The organism is Idiomarina sp. PL1-037, from assembly GCF_034422975.1.
Lineage (GTDB): Bacteria > Pseudomonadota > Gammaproteobacteria > Enterobacterales > Alteromonadaceae > Idiomarina.
The window spans coordinates 1,646,728-1,666,001 of record NZ_CP139873.1 but is presented as its reverse complement, the minus strand read 5'-3'; the positions used below and the strand labels follow the sequence as shown (position 1 = coordinate 1,666,001).

Annotated in this window: 23 protein-coding genes; 12 read left to right on the top strand and 11 right to left on the bottom strand. The window is 47.1% G+C overall.

Annotated elements, in window-relative coordinates:
• Together U0358_RS07785 and arsC are read right to left on the bottom strand one after the other, a co-directional pair.
• Positions 1 to 558 (bottom strand): flavodoxin domain-containing protein, encoded by a 558-nt coding sequence (locus U0358_RS07785; RefSeq protein WP_317497087.1) that lies wholly within the window; start codon positions 556 to 558, stop codon positions 1 to 3.
• Positions 558 to 905 carry an arsenate reductase (glutaredoxin) gene (gene arsC / locus U0358_RS07780; RefSeq protein ID WP_317497086.1) on the bottom strand — a complete coding sequence of 116 codons (348 nt, stop codon included), beginning with the start codon at positions 903 to 905 and terminating at the stop codon, positions 558 to 560. The genes U0358_RS07785 and arsC overlap by 1 nt, the downstream gene beginning before the upstream one ends.
• Positions 906 to 975: 70 nt before the next feature.
• On the opposite strand from arsC, the gene U0358_RS07775 reads away from it, so the two are divergent.
• Positions 976 to 1,425, top strand: coding sequence for a TlpA disulfide reductase family protein (locus tag U0358_RS07775; RefSeq protein ID WP_322405884.1), 450 nt, complete (start codon positions 976 to 978; stop codon positions 1,423 to 1,425).
• Here U0358_RS07775 and U0358_RS07770 read toward each other — a convergent pair.
• Entirely contained in the window at positions 1,417 to 2,790 is a 1,374-nt protein-coding gene (locus U0358_RS07770) for a beta-barrel assembly-enhancing protease (protein WP_322405882.1), read from the bottom strand. The two genes, U0358_RS07775 and U0358_RS07770, sit on opposite strands and share 9 nt — an antisense overlap.
• 223 nt (positions 2,791 to 3,013) lie before the next feature.
• On the opposite strand from U0358_RS07770, the gene U0358_RS07765 reads away from it, so the two are divergent.
• Positions 3,014 to 4,093: an AI-2E family transporter gene (locus U0358_RS07765; RefSeq protein WP_322405880.1), complete on the top strand. Its 1,080-nt coding sequence runs from the start codon at positions 3,014 to 3,016 to the stop codon at positions 4,091 to 4,093.
• Between the two features lie 22 nt (positions 4,094 to 4,115).
• On the opposite strand, the gene bcp is transcribed toward U0358_RS07765, so the two are convergent.
• Positions 4,116 to 4,586, bottom strand: coding sequence for a thioredoxin-dependent thiol peroxidase (gene bcp / locus U0358_RS07760; protein WP_317497082.1), 471 nt, complete (start codon positions 4,584 to 4,586; stop codon positions 4,116 to 4,118).
• A 177-nt stretch (positions 4,587 to 4,763) separates the two neighbouring features.
• Between bcp and dapA the strand changes: the two genes are divergently transcribed.
• From dapA to purC, 3 genes are read left to right on the top strand one after another with little or no spacing between them, the layout of a single operon-like run.
• Positions 4,764 to 5,654 carry a 4-hydroxy-tetrahydrodipicolinate synthase gene (dapA, locus tag U0358_RS07755; protein ID WP_322405878.1) on the top strand — a complete coding sequence of 297 codons (891 nt, stop codon included), beginning with the start codon at positions 4,764 to 4,766 and terminating at the stop codon, positions 5,652 to 5,654.
• Positions 5,654 to 6,742 carry an NlpB/DapX family lipoprotein gene (bamC, locus tag U0358_RS07750; protein WP_322405877.1) on the top strand — a complete coding sequence of 363 codons (1,089 nt, stop codon included), beginning with the start codon at positions 5,654 to 5,656 and terminating at the stop codon, positions 6,740 to 6,742. Before dapA ends, bamC begins: the two co-directional genes overlap by 1 nt.
• A gap of 23 nt (positions 6,743 to 6,765) precedes the next feature.
• Positions 6,766 to 7,479, top strand: coding sequence for a phosphoribosylaminoimidazolesuccinocarboxamide synthase (gene purC / locus U0358_RS07745; RefSeq protein ID WP_317497079.1), 714 nt, complete (start codon positions 6,766 to 6,768; stop codon positions 7,477 to 7,479).
• Here the strand turns inward: purC and U0358_RS07740 are convergent.
• Genes U0358_RS07740 through U0358_RS07720 form a run of 5 tightly spaced genes read right to left on the bottom strand, consistent with a single transcriptional unit; the run spans position 7,476 to position 10,354 of the window.
• Complete coding sequence (locus U0358_RS07740) at positions 7,476 to 7,640, bottom strand: DUF2897 family protein (protein WP_322405874.1); 165 nt, start codon at positions 7,638 to 7,640, stop codon at positions 7,476 to 7,478. The two genes, purC and U0358_RS07740, sit on opposite strands and share 4 nt — an antisense overlap.
• Complete coding sequence (locus tag U0358_RS07735) at positions 7,625 to 8,320, bottom strand: M15 family metallopeptidase (protein WP_322405871.1); 696 nt, start codon at positions 8,318 to 8,320, stop codon at positions 7,625 to 7,627. The genes U0358_RS07740 and U0358_RS07735 overlap by 16 nt, the downstream gene beginning before the upstream one ends.
• The gene (dapE, locus tag U0358_RS07730) at positions 8,314 to 9,444 is read right to left on the bottom strand and encodes a succinyl-diaminopimelate desuccinylase (RefSeq protein WP_322405870.1); all 1,131 of its coding nucleotides are present in this window, start codon (positions 9,442 to 9,444) and stop codon (positions 8,314 to 8,316) included. Before dapE ends, U0358_RS07735 begins: the two co-directional genes overlap by 7 nt.
• Positions 9,441 to 9,785 (bottom strand): arsenate reductase, encoded by a 345-nt coding sequence (locus U0358_RS07725; protein WP_317497075.1) that lies wholly within the window; start codon positions 9,783 to 9,785, stop codon positions 9,441 to 9,443. The genes dapE and U0358_RS07725 overlap by 4 nt, the downstream gene beginning before the upstream one ends.
• Before the next feature lie 20 nt (positions 9,786 to 9,805).
• Positions 9,806 to 10,354, bottom strand: coding sequence for a PTS glucose transporter subunit IIA (locus U0358_RS07720; RefSeq protein ID WP_322405868.1), 549 nt, complete (start codon positions 10,352 to 10,354; stop codon positions 9,806 to 9,808).
• Positions 10,355 to 10,493: 139 nt separating this feature from the next.
• On the opposite strand from U0358_RS07720, the gene yfbV reads away from it, so the two are divergent.
• A complete protein-coding gene (gene yfbV / locus U0358_RS07715) occupies positions 10,494 to 10,928 on the top strand; it encodes a terminus macrodomain insulation protein YfbV (RefSeq protein ID WP_322405866.1) in 435 nt (144 codons plus the stop codon).
• Positions 10,929 to 10,952: 24 nt separating this feature from the next.
• Here the strand turns inward: yfbV and xthA are convergent, their stop codons facing one another.
• On the bottom strand, positions 10,953 to 11,762 hold the full coding sequence (gene xthA / locus U0358_RS07710) for an exodeoxyribonuclease III (RefSeq protein WP_322405865.1): 810 nt from the start codon (positions 11,760 to 11,762) through the stop codon (positions 10,953 to 10,955).
• 121 nt (positions 11,763 to 11,883) lie between these two features.
• On the opposite strand from xthA, the gene U0358_RS07705 reads away from it, so the two are divergent.
• Both U0358_RS07705 and U0358_RS07700 read left to right on the top strand, forming a co-directional pair.
• Positions 11,884 to 12,207, top strand: coding sequence for a DUF3392 domain-containing protein (locus U0358_RS07705; RefSeq protein WP_322405863.1), 324 nt, complete (start codon positions 11,884 to 11,886; stop codon positions 12,205 to 12,207).
• A gap of 14 nt (positions 12,208 to 12,221) precedes the next feature.
• Positions 12,222 to 13,289: an alpha/beta hydrolase gene (locus U0358_RS07700; protein WP_322405862.1), complete on the top strand. Its 1,068-nt coding sequence runs from the start codon at positions 12,222 to 12,224 to the stop codon at positions 13,287 to 13,289.
• 1 nt (position 13,290) lies between these two features.
• Here the strand turns inward: U0358_RS07700 and U0358_RS07695 are convergent, their stop codons facing one another.
• The gene (locus U0358_RS07695; RefSeq protein WP_317497070.1) at positions 13,291 to 13,761 is read right to left on the bottom strand and encodes an SEL1-like repeat protein; all 471 of its coding nucleotides are present in this window, start codon (positions 13,759 to 13,761) and stop codon (positions 13,291 to 13,293) included.
• Between the two features lie 101 nt (positions 13,762 to 13,862).
• Here U0358_RS07695 and U0358_RS07690 point away from each other — a divergent pair, with 101 nt between their 5' ends.
• From U0358_RS07690 to U0358_RS07675, 4 genes are all read left to right on the top strand, one after another.
• Entirely contained in the window at positions 13,863 to 15,797 is a 1,935-nt protein-coding gene (locus tag U0358_RS07690; protein ID WP_322405860.1) for a PAS domain-containing hybrid sensor histidine kinase/response regulator, read from the top strand.
• Between the two features lie 61 nt (positions 15,798 to 15,858).
• Positions 15,859 to 16,695 carry an AAA family ATPase gene (locus U0358_RS07685; protein WP_317497068.1) on the top strand — a complete coding sequence of 279 codons (837 nt, stop codon included), beginning with the start codon at positions 15,859 to 15,861 and terminating at the stop codon, positions 16,693 to 16,695.
• A gap of 8 nt (positions 16,696 to 16,703) precedes the next feature.
• Entirely contained in the window at positions 16,704 to 17,873 is a 1,170-nt protein-coding gene (locus U0358_RS07680; RefSeq protein WP_322405858.1) for a vWA domain-containing protein, read from the top strand.
• A complete protein-coding gene (locus U0358_RS07675; RefSeq protein WP_322405857.1) occupies positions 17,870 to 19,264 on the top strand; it encodes a phospholipase D family protein in 1,395 nt (464 codons plus the stop codon). The genes U0358_RS07680 and U0358_RS07675 overlap by 4 nt, the downstream gene beginning before the upstream one ends.
• Positions 19,265 to 19,274 lie beyond the last annotated feature (10 nt).

Genomic DNA, 19,274 nt, shown 5'->3' with positions numbered 1-19,274 from the left:
CTATGATGAGAGCTTAGAAGCGGTTTGCGTGACTCGTTTACCTAAAGCGATAGCACATTGCTTTTCATGGTCAGTTAACTTACTGCTGTGCTCATGATGGCTGGCACCATAAGGTGAACCTCCGGACTGAGTCTGATGCAGAGCCGGTTCAGAATAAGGAATGCCAATCAGCATCATGCCATGATGCAGCAGCGGTAAAGCCAGAGTCAGCAGGGTGGATTCCTGCCCCCCATGCAGTGAACTGGAGGAGGTGAATACCGCACCGGGTTTGTCCGTTAACGTAGCCTGTAACCATTCGCGCGAGGTGCCTTCCCAGAACTTTTGCAAGCTTGAGGCCATATGACCGAAGCGGGTCGGACTGCCCAGAATAAGGGCATCACAGCTTTCAAGATCGGCGTTTTCAATTTCCAGATCGCGGTCACTGACGGCGTCGCTGCCGTGCCCAGTGCTGCGTAAAACCGCTTCGCCTCCGGCTGCCGTTACACCTTCTGCTATGGCATCAGCAAGCTGTTGAGTAGCCCCATTACGGCTGTAATAAAGAATAACGACGCGGGTCATTATAAAATATCCAGTACAGCTTCAGGAGGGCGGCCAATGGCTGCTTTATTACCCTGAATAACAATAGGGCGCTCAATAAGCTTAGGATTGTTAACCATTGCGGTAATCAATTCATCTTCGTTATTGATACCGGCCAGACCAAGCTCTTTATAAACGTCTTCTTTTTTGCGCATTAGCTGATCGGCAGAGAGCCCTAATTTCTCCAGAATCTCTTTTAGTTCTGCAGCATTAGGCGGCGTTTTAAGGTATTCAACAACGTCCGGCTCAATGTCATTCTGCTTGAGTAATTCAAGGGTCTGTCTTGATTTTGAGCAACGCGGGTTATGATAAATTGTTACTTGGCTCATAAGTATCGTACCTTGTAGTATCTGATTATTTGGTAAGTATGAGTCAATAGTAACGTAATTGAGGTAAGGAATGAAACTGAGAACGTTAGTGTGCGCGGCAGCTGCTTTGCTGATAACAGCTTGCTCGCAAGAGCCGGATGTGGTTACCGATGCCGACAATGAGCTTCGCTGGGGCAACCTCGGCGAAAAAACGGTGGTGGTAAACTACTTTGCTGAGTGGTGCGCTCCTTGTTTAAGAGAGTTACCGGAGTTAAACGAATTTAATCAGCACAAAGCAAAAGATGTAGAGTTAATAGGTGTCAGTTTTGACCCAATGTCTAACGCGGAACTGACTGAACTGAAACAGCGCCATGGCATTGAGTTTCAGTTGGCGCTGATGGAACCAGCGCCGAAGTTTCCCTTTCAGCGCCCGCAGATGTTACCGGCTACTTACGTCATAAAGCCCGATGGCAGTGTCAAAGGACCTTTAATGGGTGAGCAGGATCTAGAGTCGCTGGAAAATGCGGTTAATTCACATTAACGATTTTATTTGCTGCTCTAAGCTGCGCATTTGATCAATACGTGCATTCAGACGTTTATGCGTCAAATCGTTATCTGTATGGTTATGCGCGGTGTGCAGCTGGTCAATGGCCAGCCGGAAGTTTCCTCTTAATGCCAGTGCTTCAGCGCGAGTTTCGTACATGGCGGCTCGCTTACCACTGCGCTCATAAACCTGAGTGAGAAGGTCAAGCGCCAGCGCATGCTTTGGCTGTTTTAATAAAAAGTCGCGCAGAAGCTTCTCAGCTAATTCTGTGTCTTTTGCTTTGAGTGCCGCGTTAGCAAAGTTAAGCGTAATGACAGGCTCAGTCGGCTGCTGAATGTACTTGCCTCGTAGCCAGCTTAGAACCGTCTCGTAGTCTTCTTGCGCCAACAGAATATCGGTTTGTACATCAATGTAGAAGGGGTCATCAGGATAGCGCTCAAGTAGTGGCTGCATGAGCTTATAAGCTAAATCAATGTTGCCGTTGTCTAGCGCTCGTATGGCTAAACCATATTGCCCGGCTTGTTGGTTAATTGAATTGCTACTGGAGCGCATAGATTCAAAATCACTGTTCGTGGTGTTGCCAATGTACCGAGCCTGAACTCTGGTTTTAGCCAAGGCAAAGTCAAGGCTGGGAGCCACATCTACCCGTTGCATATTTTCAGCGCGAGCACGTGTGTCGGCTATGCGGGACTCGGGCAACGGGTGCGTCATAAGCATTTCCGGGGGCTTGCTGACATAGCGGTATTTTTCTGCCAACCGCCCGAAAAAATCGGGCGCGCCACGGGGATCAAAGCCGGCGGCTAACAACGTAGAGAGGCCTATACGGTCAGCTTCCATTTCATACAGCCGAGTGTAATTAATTTGCGACTGACCAGCCATGCCCATTGTGGCGTATAGGCCTGCAGCACCGGCCTCAGGGTTGGCCATACCGATTAAAATAGAGCCAATGATACCGGCTATGGTCATGGGCATACTGCGCTGTTGTTCCTGCATCCGGCGAACTATGTGACGTTGAGTAATGTGCGCAACCTCGTGTCCAAGTACCGCTGCGAGTTCTGACTCGGTTCTGGCTTCGTTAATCAGTCCCGTATGCACACCCACGTAGCCGCCCATGAAAGCGAAGGCGTTTATCTCTTTGTTATTTATCCAGAAAAAGTTAAAAGGGTAGCGCACGCCGCCGGTATTCCTGACCAACCGCTGGCCCATGCTGTTTAAATAACTGTCTAATACCGGATCGTGAACAATGGGCGCTTGTGAGCGTACCTGACGCATGTAAAAGTCACCGACAACACGTTCACGTTCAATACTCATGAAAGCCGCGCCGGTAGTTCCAATTTCAGGTAAACGTCGATTATCCTGCATGGCGCTTCCGGGAGCACTAAAGCTGATTGCAAAACTTAATAAACAAGCGGTGAAAGTGTGTATTATTTTGGTGGACATCAACTACTCATAGGCCAAATGAAATGGATTTAATCTGTTCTTAAGAACAAAATTCTTATCTTTAGTTCCTTTTTACTCTATGGGGTTATGGAAAGATTGCAAGGACTGATATTATCATCTCAACAAAGGTTAAGAGATAGTGGTTATGTGGGAATACATTCAACAGTGGTATCAACGGAAATTTTCTGACCCTAATGCAGTAACGTTGTTTCTGTTGCTGGTTGTTGTGGTATTGGTCATTGTGTTTTTCGGTAGCCTAATTGCACCGTTGTTAATTGCTATTTCTCTGGCGTATTTGCTGGATTGGCCGGTAATGCGACTGATGGGGCTTGGCTTATCTCGTTTAACTGCCACGATTATTACCTTCTCGTTATTTCTGGCATTAATGATGGTTACTTTGCTGACTCTGGTACCGGTTATATGGCAGCAAAGTACCACTTTGATCCAGGAAATGCCGGAGATGGTCACGAATTTGCAAATTTGGTTGCATAAATTGCCGGAAATGTTCCCGACTATTGTCGATGACAGTCAAATTACTGAATTTACACAGGAAGTAAAAAGACGAGCAGTGAGTTTAGGGGAAAGCCTGTTAACGGTTTCATTAACCTCTATCGTGGACGTCATGGCCATGCTGGTTTACCTTATCATCGTGCCGCTTTTAATCTTTTTTATGCTAAAAGACCGCGATATATTGATTGCTCATTTCAGCCGCCTATTGCCCTCAAATCGTCAGTTAATTTCGCAGGTAGGGCAAGAGATGAACCTGCAAATTATGAACTACATTCGCGGCAAAGCGATTGAAGTGGTGGTGGTGGCGATAGTTACTTTTGTCACCTTTAGCTTATTTGGACTGCGCTACTCGGCGCTGCTTTCCATTATGGTTGGTTTATCGGTTTTAATTCCATATGTTGGCGCTGCGGTCGCAACCATTCCGGTGGTGTTAGTGGCTTTATTTCAGTTTGGACCAACGGCGGCATTTGTTTGGGTCACCGTGGCTTATCTGATCATTCAGGCTTTGGATGGTAACTTACTGGTACCGCTACTGTTTTCAGAGGCAATAAGTTTAAACCCAGTCTACATTATTGCTGCGGTATTAATTTTTGGCGGCATATGGGGGTTCTGGGGCGTATTTTTTGCTATTCCGCTGGCCAGTCTGGTCAAAGCGGTATTGACAGCTTGGGACAGTGGAACCGGGGAAAAAGCAGAAGAGCAAACACCGCTTTAGCGCGGTGTTTGCTGATTGGAACTTAAGCTTGCTTAAGGTGTTCCAGCACCACGTCGTGGTGCTCTTTGGTCTTAAATTTATTAAATACTTTTGAAATGCTTCCGTCCTGCTCTACTAAAAAGCTAATACGGTGAATACCGTCGTATTCTTTACCCATAAACTTTTTCAGGCCCCATACGCCAAAATCTTCAGCCACTTTATGGTCTTCGTCGCTTAACAAGGTGAAGTTCAGCTCATCTCTGTCAGTAAATTTTGCTAAGCGCTTAGGCGCATCCGGGCTTATACCAACAGAGACAACGTTAAATTCCTCAAGCTGCTTGCGGCTGTCCCGTAAGTTTTGTGCCTGCACTGTGCAACCCGGTGTCATTGCTTTTGGGTAAAAGTAAACCAGTACCCTGTTCTTTTTTAACAACTCCGATAAGGTTACTGAGTTCTCGTTCGCATCCGGTAAAGTAAAGTCAGGCGCTTTATCGCCCTGTTGCAGTGTCTGCATTGCATTCTCCTGGAACTTAGTTAACAGTGCGAACATCATAGCGGACAGATGCCGTCTTGGAAAATACCATACCGGCAAAAGTTTATGGAACCTTCTTGGCAAGTTAGGTTCCTATCACTTGTGTTTCGTCAGGGCTGGCATTACCATTGGAGCCCCAATTTAGGACTTGGAGAATGTATGCTTAAGGGCAGTATTGTCGCTTTAGTTACCCCTTTTACAAAATATGGCAATGTTGATTACAGTGAACTCGAGTTTCTGGTTAATAAACATTGCGAAGCGGGTACCGACGCTATTGTAGCGGTTGGCACGACAGGGGAGTCAACAACCTTAACGCATGAAGAACACATTGATGTCGTTAACGCCATGGTCGAACTGAGTGCCGGGCGCATTGATATTATTGCTGGAAACGGTTCAAATTCGACCAGCGAAGCCGTGCAACTTACAGAAAAAATGACCCAGGCGGGTGTCAGTGGCTTCTTAAATGTTACGCCATACTACAATAAACCTTCTTTAACTGGCCTGGTTGCACATTATAAGGCCTGCGCCGATGCCACGGATAAACCTCAAATTTTATATAATGTTCCGGGGCGGACTAGCCTTGATATGACACCGGATATGGTCGAACAGTTGGCAAAAATTGATAACGTTATTGGTATAAAAGAAGCGACCGGTGACGTGAGTCGGGTACAGGAACTTAAAAAACGCTGTGGCGATGATTTTATCTTATTAAGCGGTGACGATCCTACCGCACGCGAATTTATGTTCGCGGGTGGTCATGGTGTTATCAGTGTTACTGCTAATATTGTTCCTGCCAAAATGAAAGAACTGGTAACTGCGGCACTCGCTGATGACAAAGAAAACGCGAATCAGCTCGATGCTGAGCTGGCACCTTTGCATAATATGTTATTCGTTGAATCCAACCCCATTCCGGTAAAATGGTCGCTTGCATTAATGGGCTGGGTCAGCGCAAATTATCGTCTGCCATTGACACCTCCGGGAGAGAGTAATCAACAATTGATTGAGTCAGTGTTACAGAAAGCAAACCTACTGAATATTCAGGAGTCGTAATGAAATTGTCTCGCCTTGCGTGGATGGGCGTAGCTGCCGTAGTTGTAACAGGTTGTTCGTCGGTAGAAAAAGAACGTGCCAGCGGCGGGTTTGAATATGTGAACATTCAACCTACTGCCACACTGAATATTCCGGATGGTCTGGAGAAGCCGGAAAAAGGAACGCAATATCAAATTCCGGATACGAACATAGCACCGGCTCCAGTCGGTTATAAAGTCAATATTATGGCTCCGCAACAGGTTCGTCCTATTGGACTGGGTAGTCGGGTGTTAGAAACTGAAACCGAAACCCGGGTGTACTTTGACATTGTCGACGGTATGGGCGATTCAGTAACCGAATTTGTTCGTCAGGCGGCATTTGATGTACTCGAAAGACGCGACGTTAAATGGGAAGAAGCCGGTGATAATCGTTGGCTTACTGAACAAATGACGGTACAGCAAACCATTGAGGGCGACAGCGGATTTTTCGGCATTGGCGGAGAGAGTGACAGTGATCTGGAAAGAACTTTCCGTTATGAATTGACTCAGGAAACCGAATCGCATCAACGCAGCACCGCACTGCGAGTCGATATTAACGACTTCACTCAGGTTGTTGGTGGTGAGCAGCAAGAAGTTGCGCCTTTGGTGGTTCGTAATTTGGAAGCTGACTTACTCAACGCGATTATTTCGGAAGTTAACCGGAAACAACAACTGGCTGTAGCTCGTGAAAAAGCGGCCGGTATCGAAACCAGCTTGTCAAAAGCTGCAGAAGGGAATTCGGTTTTCATTGTTGAAGACAGTTTTGAGCAAGCATGGCCATTAGTTAATTTAGCTCTTCAGAATATTGGTTTTGAGGTTGAAGATTTAAACCGCGAGACAGGAACCTATTTTGTTGAGTACAGCGAACCCGGCAGTGGCTTCCTGTTCATTGGTGGTGATGACTACGAAGACCTGGGCATTGCTGCAGGCGAGTACGAATTCCGTTTACTGGAAGATGGTGAGAATACCTCGGTTACTGTTTACCAGGGTGACGAAATTGTCTCTGACGAATGGGTTAATCAAGTATTTGAAGCCTTTAAAAACGCTGTTAAACAGCAAAGCCAACTTTAACTTAAGCGCGAGTGGAAAGATTCATGGAAAAACGCAGTGAACTGTATCGGGGAAAAGCAAAGACGGTCTACCATACCGACGATCCTAACCGCCTGGTGCTGGAGTTTCGTAATGATACTTCAGCGTTCGACGGCGAAAAGGTCGAACAGCTTGACGACAAAGGCATGGTGAACAATAAGTTTAATCATTTTATTATGTCGAAGCTGGAAGAAGCGGGTATACCGACGCAGTTAGATGAGCGCTTGAGCGATACCGAGTCTTTGGTTAAAAAATTAGATATGATACCGGTAGAATGCGTTGTCCGTAACGTGGCAGCAGGTTCTCTGGTGCGCCGTTTAGGTGTTGAAGAAGGCAAAGAGCTAAACCCACCGACATTCGAATTTTTCTTAAAGAACGACGCGCTGCACGACCCTATGGTCAACGAATATCATATCCAGGCCTTTGGCTGGGCAACAGCAGAGCAAATTGAGAAAATGAAAGACCTAACCTTTAAAGTGAACGACGTTTTAAAAGCTCTGTTTGCTGATGCGGGTCTGTTGTTGGTGGATTACAAGCTTGAGTTTGGCGTGTTTGACGGCCGAATTATGCTTGGCGATGAGTTTACTCCGGATGGTTGCCGCCTTTGGGACGCAGAAACTCGCGAAAAGCTCGATAAAGACCGTTTTCGCCAGGGCTTGGGCGGTGTTGTTGAAGCCTACCGTGAAGTGGCTAAGCGCCTTGGCGTAACGCTGGGCTAATCTTTATTTTTGTTTGTAGTGTCCTGGTCGGAGTCATCTTCAGTTTTGGATGATTTCGTATCAGGCCATTTAAACTTAGCGGTATACTTCAGCACCATGAGGTTACTTACAACCACGCCTACTACCAGTAATATTATTAACCACACTAAATAGCCGTCCATCCGTCGTCCTCCGTTATTGTATCAATGTACTGATTCTTTATTTGTGTCAGGTTATCCAGGATAATGGGTTTCCCCTCTATGGCTAACGAGCCTATGGTTTCTGCTAACAATTCGAGGCTTAATTGCTTACGGCACTTCTGTGAGAGTGCGCGGTAGCTTAAGTGCCAGGGCTCCTGTGCTACACCGCCCTGATAGCGTGCATAAGGAAAGAAAAAGCCACTTTCGTGGGCATGCCGGGTTAGCCATTGCCAAAGTTCGTGACAAGGGCCGGATTGGTCAATGTACTCGCCGGGAACTAATTGCAGTTTCAGTTCTCTGCCCTGAAAAGGGCGGGGGTCGTAAATATCAAAATCACTTCCCCAGTGGTGACGGCTACTGCCCGGTAATGCAGACCAATGCAAAATGGCGTGCATTTTCTCTACGTCGTCTAAGTTTGATGCATCCAGTAGCTCGCCCTCTTTGGAGCGAAGGGGAAGCTTACCCCGCCATTTTCTATTCCAGATAGACAGTTGCCGGTCCAGTGAGCGGAAGCCACTGGCTATGGCTAACTCAATACCGTCAGCAGCCGCTGCTTTTTGCATGGCGAGATAAGCTTCTGCTGCATCGGGATACAGTTTATGCCCATCGACTGCGGTTAAGTGTGTTTCGCAGGCACCTGTCAGTTCTGTGCTGCTTAACATAAAAGCTTCTCCAGACAACGGTAATAAACGTCACTGAGTTTATCTAAATCATTGACTTTAACGCATTCGTTCACTTTGTGAATGGTAGCATTTACGGGTCCCAGCTCAATGACCTGAGCTCCGGTCGGGGCGATAAAGCGTCCATCAGATGTGCCGCCTGCAGTAGAAAGTGTGGTTGAAAACCCACATTCGTGTTCAATTGCCGCCTGCACGGCTTCAACTAACGCGCCTGACTCCGTTAAAAAGGGTGGTCCGTTAAGCTTCCACTGCAGGTTGTATTTTAACGAGTGCTTATCGAGAATGGCCTCTACTCGTTGCTTAATTTTCTCGGCTGTGAGCTCGGTCGAAAAGCGGAAGTTAAACTGGGTATCAATACGCCCGGGGATAACATTGCCTGCACCGGTTCCCGCCTGAATATTAGAGACCTGAAACGTGGTTGGCGGGAAACTGGCGTTACCTTTGTCCCATTCTTCATTAATCAGCTCGCTGAGTGCCGGGGCAAGATCATGAACCGGATTTTTCGCCAAATGTGGATAAGCAACGTGACCCTGTATACCTAAAACAGTCAAATCTCCGGTTAAGCTGCCTCTGCAACCGTTCTTAACGATATCACCCAGGGTGTCCGTACTAGACGGCTCTCCGACAATACACCAATCTATGTTTTCGTTACGTTCCTGCAGTGTTTCAATGACACGCTTGGTGCCATTAATAAAGGGGCCCTCCTCGTCACTGGTTATGAGGAAGCTTATGTCGGCATCGACATTCGGATAGTCTTTAATAAACCGTTCCGTCGCGGTTACCATCGCCGCCAGGCTGCCTTTCATATCAGCGGCTCCGCGTCCGTATAAATACCCTTCGTGTGTCGTCGGTTCAAACGGTGGAAACTGCCAGTCATTGATGTCGCCGGGCGGAACAACGTCGGTATGGCCAGCGAAGCAAAACAGTTTACGGCCTTGCCCACGCCTTGCCCACAAATTAGTGGTGTCTTCAAATATCATAGACTCAAGGTTGAAGCCCTGAGCCGCAAGCCGCTCACCGATAAGTTGCTGACAGCCTTCGTCTTCTGGTGTAATCGACGGGCGGGAAATGAGCTCACGGGCAAGCTGTAATGTCTCTGAACTCATAAGTAGCGTTCGCTCCAGAGTTTCTCATTAAAACCACAATGAACAGCCTGGCCGGACTCAACTAATGGACGTTTAAACAGCGTTGGTTGTTCGGCAACTAATTCCGCTATGGCATTAGCGTCGTCAAAAGATTTTTGCTCATCTGACAGGTTGCGCCAGCTGGTGCTGCGCTTGTTCAGTAAAGATTCTGCCGGCAGTTTTTGTAACCAGCCGCTGACGGTTTCTTTTTGCAGTGGCTGCTGGCGAACATCAATAAATTCGTAATCGACTTCGTTTTTATCTAACCATTTAAGTGATTTTTTAACGGTGTCGCAGTTTTTAATGCCATAAACGCGCAACATAGGTAGAGCTCCTGTCGATGTTAATAAGTAATAAGCGGACTGTCTTTCGCAGTAATAAATCCAGCGTTTAGCCATTGCGGTGATTCGCTACCGTGCCCGGAGTTTAATGAACAAAGCAAGACAGCAAGGCGTTGTTGTGACGGCTTTAAGCTGCGCAGTAGCGACTGGTTAATCTTAACCAGAGGATCGCCATACTTAACCTCTGCCTGTTCGCGACAAAGCACAGTTAAAGCTGCATGATGTCCGAACGCATCGCCGGAACCTATGACTAATTGTAAGGAATAGGTGTCGTTTAAGCGTAACGACAAGTAATCGCCACTACTGCTGATGTGGGTCAATGAGCCATCGGCGGGGGCGTATAGTGTGCTGCCGGTCACCTCAATGACAATACCTTTGCCAAGCAGGCCATGTTGGCATACTGCGGCTGAAGGTTGTGCTGCTATGATGCGACCGGTTACCGGCGCATAAAGAGAAGGAAGCTGACTTGTTGTCACTGCTGACACCATGCGACTGACTAATTCAGGTAGTATAGTGGCAAAGCTAAAGCTTCCGTGCAACTGTATCCACATTAACTGTGGATATCTTTGTGAACTACACGGTTGTAACAGTGTAACTTAATGAAAAATAAAGATAATATTAAAAGTGCGAATATCGTACAATAGCTCAGTAATCGATTATAATTACAGCAGGTTTGTTTAAGAGGTCACCATGAGTCGTTCATTTTTAGCGGTTTTAAGAGATGGAAAGAGGTATGCCGATAAATGGCCTCATCATTCAGTTGTTGCCGCTATGGCAGAATCGCGAATTATCCCCATAACTCGCAAAGCTATTAGCTGGACTCCGGGAATAGCGGTACTCAATGCTGTTCTGACCTGGCAGTTTATGCCGCAGGAGCAATTGGCTCCGGGGCTGATGCTGTCACTCATTATGTTGAGCTTACCCTTGCAGGGATTGTATTGGCTAGGCTGGCGCTCCAGACAACCATTAAAGCCAATGTTACGGAGTTGGTATAAAGAGCTGAGAGATAAACTGAGAAAGCAGGGCGTTGAGTGTCAGCCACAGGGTGAGAAAGGCCCTGAATATATGGATTTGGCGATTATCTTGCGTAAAGCACTGGAAACATTGCCGCCGGAAGAGCATTAAGGCCAGCCGACGGCAAAATAACTATCAGTCTTTAAAGGTAGACCAGACGGGCGCATGATCCGAAGGTTTTTCTATGCCTCTTAGCTCATAGTCTATACCGCTGTCTTTGCATTGCTCGGCAAGAGCTTTAGTGGCAAGGATAAGATCGATGCGTAAACCGCGGTTGTCATCAAAGCCTCGTGAGCGGTAATCAAACCAGCTGAACTGGTTATCCACATCCGGGTTCAGCTGACGATAAGTATCAGTAAAACCCCAGTTCATTAATCTTTGTATCCATTCCCGTTCTTCCGGAAGGAAGCTGCATTTTCCGGTTTTAAGCCAGCGCTTGGCGTTATTCTCGCCTATACCAATATCCAAATCGATACGGGATATATTCACATCCCCCATAACAATTACCGGCTGATCAGGCGAAAGGTCGTTATCCAGATAGCTCATTAAGTCCTGATAAAACTTTTCTTTAGCCGGAAATTTCGTAGGGTGGTCACGGCTTTCGCCCTGCGGGAAGTAGCCATTTAAAATACGTACATGTCCACCCTCTGCCAGCGGATAATCACCCATTATCATGCGGCGCTGCGCTTCATCATCGTCAGTAGGGAAGCCAAACTGCGGATTCTCCAGTGGTTTTTTACTGAGCATGGCCACGCCGTAATGACCTTTCTGGCCGTGGTAAATAACGTGATAACCCATGGCTTCCACGTCTTTTAACGGAAACTGGTCGTCGTGTACTTTGGTTTCCTGCAGGCCGATAACATCGGGCTGATGTTTATCAATTAATGCCTGTAACTGATGCAGTCGCGCTCGTATGCCATTGATATTGAATGAAATGATTTTCATGAAATGTCCTGTAAATAAGCCTCTTTATCGGCTTAGGATAACACAGCAAAGCGCAAACTTGGGATGCGAAAGCGACAGAAAATTCGTATACTCGAGCGATGCTTTTAAGAGGGGGACTAGCGTGCAGAATGTGTTAAATAATTTGGGCATGATGATTCGCCTTCATTTTTACGAATTAGCTATGGCGATCATTGCCACTTTATTGGTTATTTATGGCGCTGAAGTAAACCGCATGGTGAAAAGGCAGGTAGCGCACTGGCACTTTGTGTTCAGGACTTTGGTCTTTATTGTGGTTTGTGCTTTTGGTTACGGTTGGCTGACCGTCTGGTTTACGCCTGTTTTAGCCGGCTGGTTAAGTCTTATTCCTTTGCATCTGCTGGCGGTCAGTACCATTGGAATATTATTCTTCTTAGGTTTTCTCGCAGAAAGAAAACGACAACTGTAAAACAGGGAAGTTGTATGACGGATTGGATTAATATAAAAGCAGGCTCGTCGGCTTATCAGCATATTCAGGAGCAGGGGCTGAGAGCCGACGACATCAGTTTGCTGTTAGGTGCCTCCGGCGGACCGAAGTGGTTTGTGCTTCAGGGATTTGATAAATGGATGTTCGGGGAATTCTTTAAAGATAAGAAAGCGCCGCTGAATACTCTGGGAACTTCTGCCGGGGCCTGGCGTTTCGCGGCATTGGGGCAACAAGATCCAGTTGCTGCCAGCGATTTATTTTGTCGTTTGTACAGAACCCAGACTTACAGTGCAAAGCCCGACAGAAATGAAATTACCAGCGAAGCCAAAGACTTGCTGGCCAAGTACGTTCCTGATCAGGCGGTAACAGAAATACTGGGACAGTCAGCGGTTCGCCATCATTTTATTGTGGCACGTTGCCGGGGCTGGACAGCAGCCGAAACAAAAAAGCAGATGCTGGGATTACTAAGTTCAGCTTTCGCCAACAGCTTGAACCGCCGCTGGTTAGGCCGGTTTTATGAGCGTGTTATCTTTCATCATCCACAATCAGACTTAAGCTTTGCAAAAAGCTGGAACGACTTACCGACACACCATGTTGAACTGACCCAAAATAACTTTCAGAAAGCGTTGCTGGCGACCGGTTCAATTCCTTTGGTACTGGACGGTGTGGCCGATATTCCCGGAGCACCTAAAGGTATTTATCGTGATGGTGGTGTTACCGATTATCACTTTGACCTGGACTTCTCTGACGTGAATGGTTTGGTGCTTTACCCTCACTTTCATAAAGAAGCCATTCCGGGTTGGTTCGATAAACGATTGAGTTGGCGCAGAACCACCGGTAAGACATGGCCGGGTGTCGTGTTTATTACGCCGTCGGAAGATTTTATTCAATCACTGCCTTACGGGAAAATTCCCGACCGCACTGACTTTGCCAAGCTGGACGCTTCAACTCGTATTGATTACTGGGAAAAAGCGGTGGACGCGGGAAAACGTATGGCGGATCAACTTCAGGATTGGGTTGCTACCGGGAAAATACGAGAAAAAACAAAGTTGTGGTTACCTTAGCCTACAAACCATGCACGTCAAAACTGGCGTCGCAAATTTGTTCAAAGCGCTCGGCGGCAAGCTGGCGGGCGCTGTTTAATTGTCTTGCCGTCAGCTTGTGCAGAAAACCATCAATAATTTTAGCGGCTTCGTTTTCACCGGCCCGATCCGCTAAGGTTAGCCAGCAACACGCGTGGAAAATACTCTCTGGTAAATCCTTACCTTGTAAAAACATTTGCCCTAAGTACAACATAGCCTTGCTGTGACCAAATAACGCTGCACGCCGAAAGTGCTTGGCGGCTTCAAATCCTTGTTCTGCTTTAAGTAAGTCTGCGGCTCGAACGTAATGATGCTTTGCAAAACGTTGCCAGTATTCAGGGCCCCGGATGGTTGGCTTTTGTCGACCAGGCAAACGGGTTTGCGCCAACTCTATGAGTTGATCAACTTGTGTCAGCAGAGCTGTTTGCCATTCATTGACGTTTGCCTGGGTCATCCGAGTTTCGTTGTTTTTATGTTATTGTTTTTGCCAGTGTACACCAAGTTGCTACTGCGGCAAACTGGTTGCAAGAAAGCCTTTAAAGTGAGTCCGAATAAATGCCGACACGTATTTCCAATGAAAACCTCGCAGCTCTGCTGAATGTGGGAAGTCATTTAAGTCTGTTTATCTGGGAAGATGCTCCGGGATGGCCGGTGCGTTTTGTTTCAGACAACATAGAAGACCTTTTAGGGTATAAGAAAACGCGTTTAGAAAGCCATGAACTTCAGTACCGGGATCTTATTCATCAGGACGACTTGCCCCGAGTCATGGAGGAAGTCAATTCACTTCTTATCAAGAAGTCCGGCTCTTCATTGACTCATCAGGATTATCGCGTAAAGCATGCTAACGGACACGACGTATGGGTATCCGATACCACGGTATTATTACGCTACGAAGATGGAGAGAATCATCTTTACGGTTATTTAATTGATATTACTGAGCGGAAGCAGCTGCAAATTGCGCTAGAAATGGAACGTAATCGGTTACGTCTTATTTTGGACGCGACCCGTTTAGGCACCTGGGAGTGGAACCCACAAACCGGCGTTACCATTTTTAACCAACGCTGGGCCAGTATGTTTGGCTGGGACGTCTGCGAGCTGGAGGCGAATGTAGAAAGCTGGTCGAGCCGATTACACCCTGAAGATTACGACGACGTATGGCAGGCCATTAAAAATCACCTGGACGGAGTAACGCCTTTTTACGAGAGTCTTCATCGTATAAGGCATCGTGATGGTCATTGGGTTTATGTGCTGGACCGCGGAAAAATCATAGAGCGGGACAGCGAGGGCAGAGCCATTCGTTATACCGGAACCGTTACCGATGTGTCGGAACAGAAGAAAGCCGAGTTAGATGCGTTAAAAGCCGCTCATGCAAAAAATGTGTTTCTGGCGAATATGTCACACGAAATCAGAACTCCGTTACACGGTATACTGGGTATCGCGTCTGTGCTGGAGTCAACTGAGCTTAACCCACATCAACAGCAATTGCTGGGCACAATAAAAAATAGCGGCGATTATCTGCTGACGACGTTAAATGATGTGCTTGATTTAACCCAGGCCGAAGAGGGGCAGCTAAAAGTCAAAAGGGGTGTTCACTCGCCGGCAAAGGTGTTAAGTCATGTCATTCAGCTGTTTGAACAGCCGGTAAAAGAGAAAGGCCTGGTATTTATTATTGATATTGATGCCGATATTCCGAAGCGAACATTAATGGATCGGGCTCGTATTGCTCAGGTGGTCAGTAATTTAGTCAGCAATGCTTTAAAGTTTACCGAACGAGGCTCCATAGCGATTAAAGCAAGCTGGGAAGCTGATAGCGAAAAGCAAAACGAAGGCGACCTTATCGTAAAAGTAAAGGATACCGGAGTAGGTATTTATGATACTCAGCGTATTTGGCAGCTTTTTGAGCAAGAGCAGGATGGATTAAACCGTACGGAAGGCGGCAGCGGGCTGGGGCTTGCTATAGTGCGTAACCTGGTGCAGTTATTAAACGGTACGATTCAGGTGGATAGCGAACCTGAACAGGGGTCCTGTTTCACGCTTTGCATACCAATGAGCGTTCAGCCTGAAAGCTTAAACCAACCGGAGCCGAATGATGTGCCTAAGTTATCGAAAAAACAGGTTCTGGTCGTTGATGATAATAAAATCAACCAATTGATAATAAAAGAAATGTTGCTGTCACTTGACCAGTATGTTGATTTGGTAAGCGATGCCCATAACGCGTTAAAGATGATGCAGGCCAGAGACTACGACGTGCTGTTTATGGATCTTCATATGCCGCATATGGATGGTATGGAAGCGACCAGAACGTTGCGGAATATGCACATTCATCAGCCTTACGTGATTGCGCTTACTGCGGATGCCTATCCCGAAACACGAACCCAGGCATTGCGTTCTGGTATGGACGATTACGTGACAAAACCCTTTGTTAAAGCCGATATAGCGAGAGTGCTGGAGCGCTTTGAACTGATGTTATCCAGAAAGCCCACCGATTAGCACCGCCAGAGTGTCTGTTGTACCATAGGTCCAATTTTAAGCTTAATGTAAAGGATATAGAATGGAATTTAGCAGTAGCTCTCAGTATGTCGTGTCGCAAGAACTGGCGACAGCCGTCAATGCCGCCGTAACACTAGAGAAGCCTTTATTACTGAAAGGTGAGCCGGGCACGGGTAAAACTCGTCTTGCCGAGGAACTGGCAAATGCTTTAGATACCGAGTTGCTGCAATGGTCAATTAAATCGACTACAAAAGCACAGCAGGGCCTGTACGAATACGATGCTGTCTCTCGTTTGCGTGATAGTCAGCTGGGCAGTGAAAAAGTACACGATATTAGTAACTACATTCGCCCCGGTAAATTGTGGCAGGCGTTTACCGCGGAAAAACGTCCGGTTCTGCTCATTGATGAAATTGATAAAGCGGATGTTGAGTTTCCGAATGACTTGTTGCACGAATTGGACCAAATGGCGTTTCACGTTTATGAAACCGGTGAGCAAATTAAAGCCGAGCAACGCCCTATTGTGCTTATTACCTCGAACAATGAAAAAGCTTTGCCCGATGCGTTTTTACGCCGCTGCTTTTTCCACTACATTCAGTTTCCTGACAGTGACACATTAAAAGCCATTGTCGATGTCCATTTCCCGGATTTACACCGTGATTTACTGGATACCGCGTTAGCGCTGTTCTTTGAATTGAGAGATGTGCCCGGGCTGAAGAAAAAGCCGTCGACATCGGAGTTACTGGATTGGTTGCGCTTATTATTGGTTGAAGATATTGATGCTAATGAATTGCGTAAAAGCCGTAAACAAGGCGGCCTACTGCCTTTATCAGGTGCGTTACTTAAACACGAACAAGATGTGGAGCGCTTAGCTGAATACGCTCGCATTCAACGGCGCTAATTCGCATTATGTTTATAGATTTTTTTCAAACCCTGCGACGGCACGGACTAAAGACCAGTATTACCGAATGGCTGGATTTACTCAGTGCCATGAAAGCCAACTTAGCTTTCGCTGATGTAGAGCAATTTTATTATTTATCGCGACTTATTCTGGTAAAAGATGAGTCCCAGTATGACAAGTTCGACCGTGCCTTCAGCGAATATGTGGATAAAGTTGCCAAAGTTGATGTGACTGAGAAAATTCCGAAGGACTGGTTAGAGAATGCCTTGAAACGCAAGCTGAGCGATGAAGAAAAGAGTAAAGTTCAGCAGTTGGGTAGTCTGGATGAGCTCATGAAAACCTTTCAGGAACGTTTAAAAGAACAACAAAAACGCCATCAGGGCGGTTCTAAGTGGATAGGTACGGGCGGAACCTCGCCTTTTGGTGCTTACGGTTATCACCCCGGTGGTATCCGCATTGGACAGGGTGGCAACCGAAACCACAGCGCAGCTAAAGTATGGGACAAGCGGGAGTTCCGCGACCTGGACGATAATGCCCGGCTTGAGCAGCGTGGTTTTCAGGTGGCGCTTAGGAAGCTGCGTCAGTTTGCCCGCACCGGCGCCGCGACAGAGCTCGATTTAAACGGCACCATCGAAGCTACCTCAAAAAAAGGCGGTTTACTTGACTTGAAGTGGCAGTCTGAGCGCCATAATGCCGTTAAAATCATTCTGCTGCTAGACGTTGGCGGCTCAATGGATGACTATGTGTATCAGTGCGAGCAGTTGTTCACCGCACTAAAAAACGAGTTCAAGCATCTGGAGTTGTTTTACTTTCATAACTGCGTGTATGAAGGCGTGTGGCGGGAAAATTCGCGCCGGCGTGAGGAGCAAATTCCGACTGAGCAGTTAATTCAGACTTATGGCGAGGACTATAAGCTGCTATTTGTCGGCGATGCTACTATGGGGCCGTATGAAATAGCTTACCCGGGTGGCAGTGTCGAACACTGGAATGAAGAGCCCGGCGAAGCCTGGATGAACCGGTTGACTGGTCATTTTGAAAAAGTCGCCTGGCTTAACCCGCAGCCAGAGGAGCATTGGCGTTATTATATGTCGGTTAGAATGATTCACGATTTAGTGGGTGAAAGAATGTACCCATTGACTCTTGATGGACTTGAAAGGGCAATGAGCAGACTGCGATGACACCTTTACTGCCCGGGTGCCCGGACAATCAGTTTAAATTGCTGGAAGATGCTCACCGGGCGCTGATTGAACGAGTGAGGTTAATACGCCAGGCCCGGCAGCACATTGCGTTACAGTACTATTTGTGGCGCCCTGACAGCAGTGGGCTTACCCTGCTGAAGGAGTTACTGGATGCCGTTGAGCGTGGTGTGCGGGTTGACCTCCTGCTGGATGATTTGCACAGCAAACCGTTAGAACCTTTATTGCGAGATTTATCCTCCCGCGCTAATTTCAATATTAAGCTTTTTAATCCTTTTAAGCACAGACGCTGGCGCTGGCTAAACTGGTTAACCGACTTTAAGCGCATGAACCGGCGAATGCATAATAAATCGATGCTGGTAGATGCTGAAGTAGGTATTGTCGGTGGGCGAAATGTTGGTAACGAGTATTTTGGTACACATGCCGGGCAATTGTTCTCCGATCTTGATGTGATAGCAAAAGGCAAAATCGTTAAGACGTTACTTGAGGACTGGCAGCAATACTGGAACTGTTCTTTATCGGTTGCGGTTAACGCCATAAGGTCGTCGGATAAACCCCGATTGTTTGACGATATTTGGATGGGTTATCAAAAGCAACCGGAGCTTAGAGATTTACACCAGTTTGTGCTTTCTGATGAACACCTTACGGGCACTCCCCAAAGTGACACTGAAACCTGGTATAGGGCTACCGGGACGGTTGTCAGCGACGACCCTTTAAAAGCTCAGCCTGATAGCAAACCGAGCCGTCTGGTGACGCAGCAGCTGACGCAAACTCTGGGTTTGGCAAAGCGATCTATTGTTATGGTTTCTCCTTACTTTGTACCAACGCCTACGGGGGTTAAAGAGCTGGAGAATTTGTCGGAGCAGGGAATAAAAATCCGAGTGTTGACTAATTCACTGGCAGTAACTGACGTTCCGGCGGTACATGCGGGCTACCAGCGACATCGACGTCGTCTGTTGTTGTCCGGCGTAAAGCTGTTTGAGCTAAAACGCACCGAGGAAAAACCCTTACGCAAAGATATGCGCCCTTATTTCAGGCGTTCGGCGTCGAGCCTGCATGCTAAAACCGTGACAGTGGACAGTGAGAAAGTTTTTGTTGGGTCATTTAATTTTGACTCGCGTTCAGCGCAAATTAACACAGAGTCTGGGCTTTTAATTGAGTCAGCGGAGATGGCGCAGAGAATTAACGCGATGTTTGAGCACGAATTGCCGTTACGAACCTATGAGGCCCGAATTAATCGTTTTTATAAACTGTACTGGCTGGATAAAAGTAAAATACCGGCGTTACGACTCTACAAAGAGCCGGGAGCCGGTATTTGGCGACGCCTGGCGGTTTGGTTAACCGCCAGGTTACCGGTTGATCATTTACTCTAGCTTAGAGTTG

What these genes read in the sequence shown, in the direction of transcription:
- U0358_RS07785 (WP_317497087.1), bottom strand. Translation starts at nt 558, where the DNA reads ATGACCCGCGTCGTTATTCTTTATTACAGCCGTAATGGGGCTACTCAA.
- arsC (WP_317497086.1), bottom strand. Translation starts at nt 905, where the DNA reads ATGAGCCAAGTAACAATTTATCATAACCCGCGTTGCTCAAAATCAAGA.
- U0358_RS07775 (WP_322405884.1), top strand. Translation starts at nt 976, where the DNA reads ATGAAACTGAGAACGTTAGTGTGCGCGGCAGCTGCTTTGCTGATAACA.
- U0358_RS07770 (WP_322405882.1), bottom strand. Translation starts at nt 2,790, where the DNA reads ATGCAGGATAATCGACGTTTACCTGAAATTGGAACTACCGGCGCGGCT.
- U0358_RS07765 (WP_322405880.1), top strand. Translation starts at nt 3,014, where the DNA reads ATGTGGGAATACATTCAACAGTGGTATCAACGGAAATTTTCTGACCCT.
- bcp (WP_317497082.1), bottom strand. Translation starts at nt 4,586, where the DNA reads ATGCAGACACTGCAACAGGGCGATAAAGCGCCTGACTTTACTTTACCG.
- dapA (WP_322405878.1), top strand. Translation starts at nt 4,764, where the DNA reads ATGCTTAAGGGCAGTATTGTCGCTTTAGTTACCCCTTTTACAAAATAT.
- bamC (WP_322405877.1), top strand. Translation starts at nt 5,654, where the DNA reads ATGAAATTGTCTCGCCTTGCGTGGATGGGCGTAGCTGCCGTAGTTGTA.
- purC (WP_317497079.1), top strand. Translation starts at nt 6,766, where the DNA reads ATGGAAAAACGCAGTGAACTGTATCGGGGAAAAGCAAAGACGGTCTAC.
- U0358_RS07740 (WP_322405874.1), bottom strand. Translation starts at nt 7,640, where the DNA reads ATGGACGGCTATTTAGTGTGGTTAATAATATTACTGGTAGTAGGCGTG.
- U0358_RS07735 (WP_322405871.1), bottom strand. Translation starts at nt 8,320, where the DNA reads ATGTTAAGCAGCACAGAACTGACAGGTGCCTGCGAAACACACTTAACC.
- dapE (WP_322405870.1), bottom strand. Translation starts at nt 9,444, where the DNA reads ATGAGTTCAGAGACATTACAGCTTGCCCGTGAGCTCATTTCCCGCCCG.
- U0358_RS07725 (WP_317497075.1), bottom strand. Translation starts at nt 9,785, where the DNA reads ATGTTGCGCGTTTATGGCATTAAAAACTGCGACACCGTTAAAAAATCA.
- U0358_RS07720 (WP_322405868.1), bottom strand. Translation starts at nt 10,354, where the DNA reads ATGTGGATACAGTTGCACGGAAGCTTTAGCTTTGCCACTATACTACCT.
- yfbV (WP_322405866.1), top strand. Translation starts at nt 10,494, where the DNA reads ATGAGTCGTTCATTTTTAGCGGTTTTAAGAGATGGAAAGAGGTATGCC.
- xthA (WP_322405865.1), bottom strand. Translation starts at nt 11,762, where the DNA reads ATGAAAATCATTTCATTCAATATCAATGGCATACGAGCGCGACTGCAT.
- U0358_RS07700 (WP_322405862.1), top strand. Translation starts at nt 12,222, where the DNA reads ATGACGGATTGGATTAATATAAAAGCAGGCTCGTCGGCTTATCAGCAT.
- U0358_RS07695 (WP_317497070.1), bottom strand. Translation starts at nt 13,761, where the DNA reads ATGACCCAGGCAAACGTCAATGAATGGCAAACAGCTCTGCTGACACAA.
- U0358_RS07690 (WP_322405860.1), top strand. Translation starts at nt 13,863, where the DNA reads ATGCCGACACGTATTTCCAATGAAAACCTCGCAGCTCTGCTGAATGTG.
- U0358_RS07685 (WP_317497068.1), top strand. Translation starts at nt 15,859, where the DNA reads ATGGAATTTAGCAGTAGCTCTCAGTATGTCGTGTCGCAAGAACTGGCG.
- U0358_RS07680 (WP_322405858.1), top strand. Translation starts at nt 16,704, where the DNA reads ATGTTTATAGATTTTTTTCAAACCCTGCGACGGCACGGACTAAAGACC.
- U0358_RS07675 (WP_322405857.1), top strand. Translation starts at nt 17,870, where the DNA reads ATGACACCTTTACTGCCCGGGTGCCCGGACAATCAGTTTAAATTGCTG.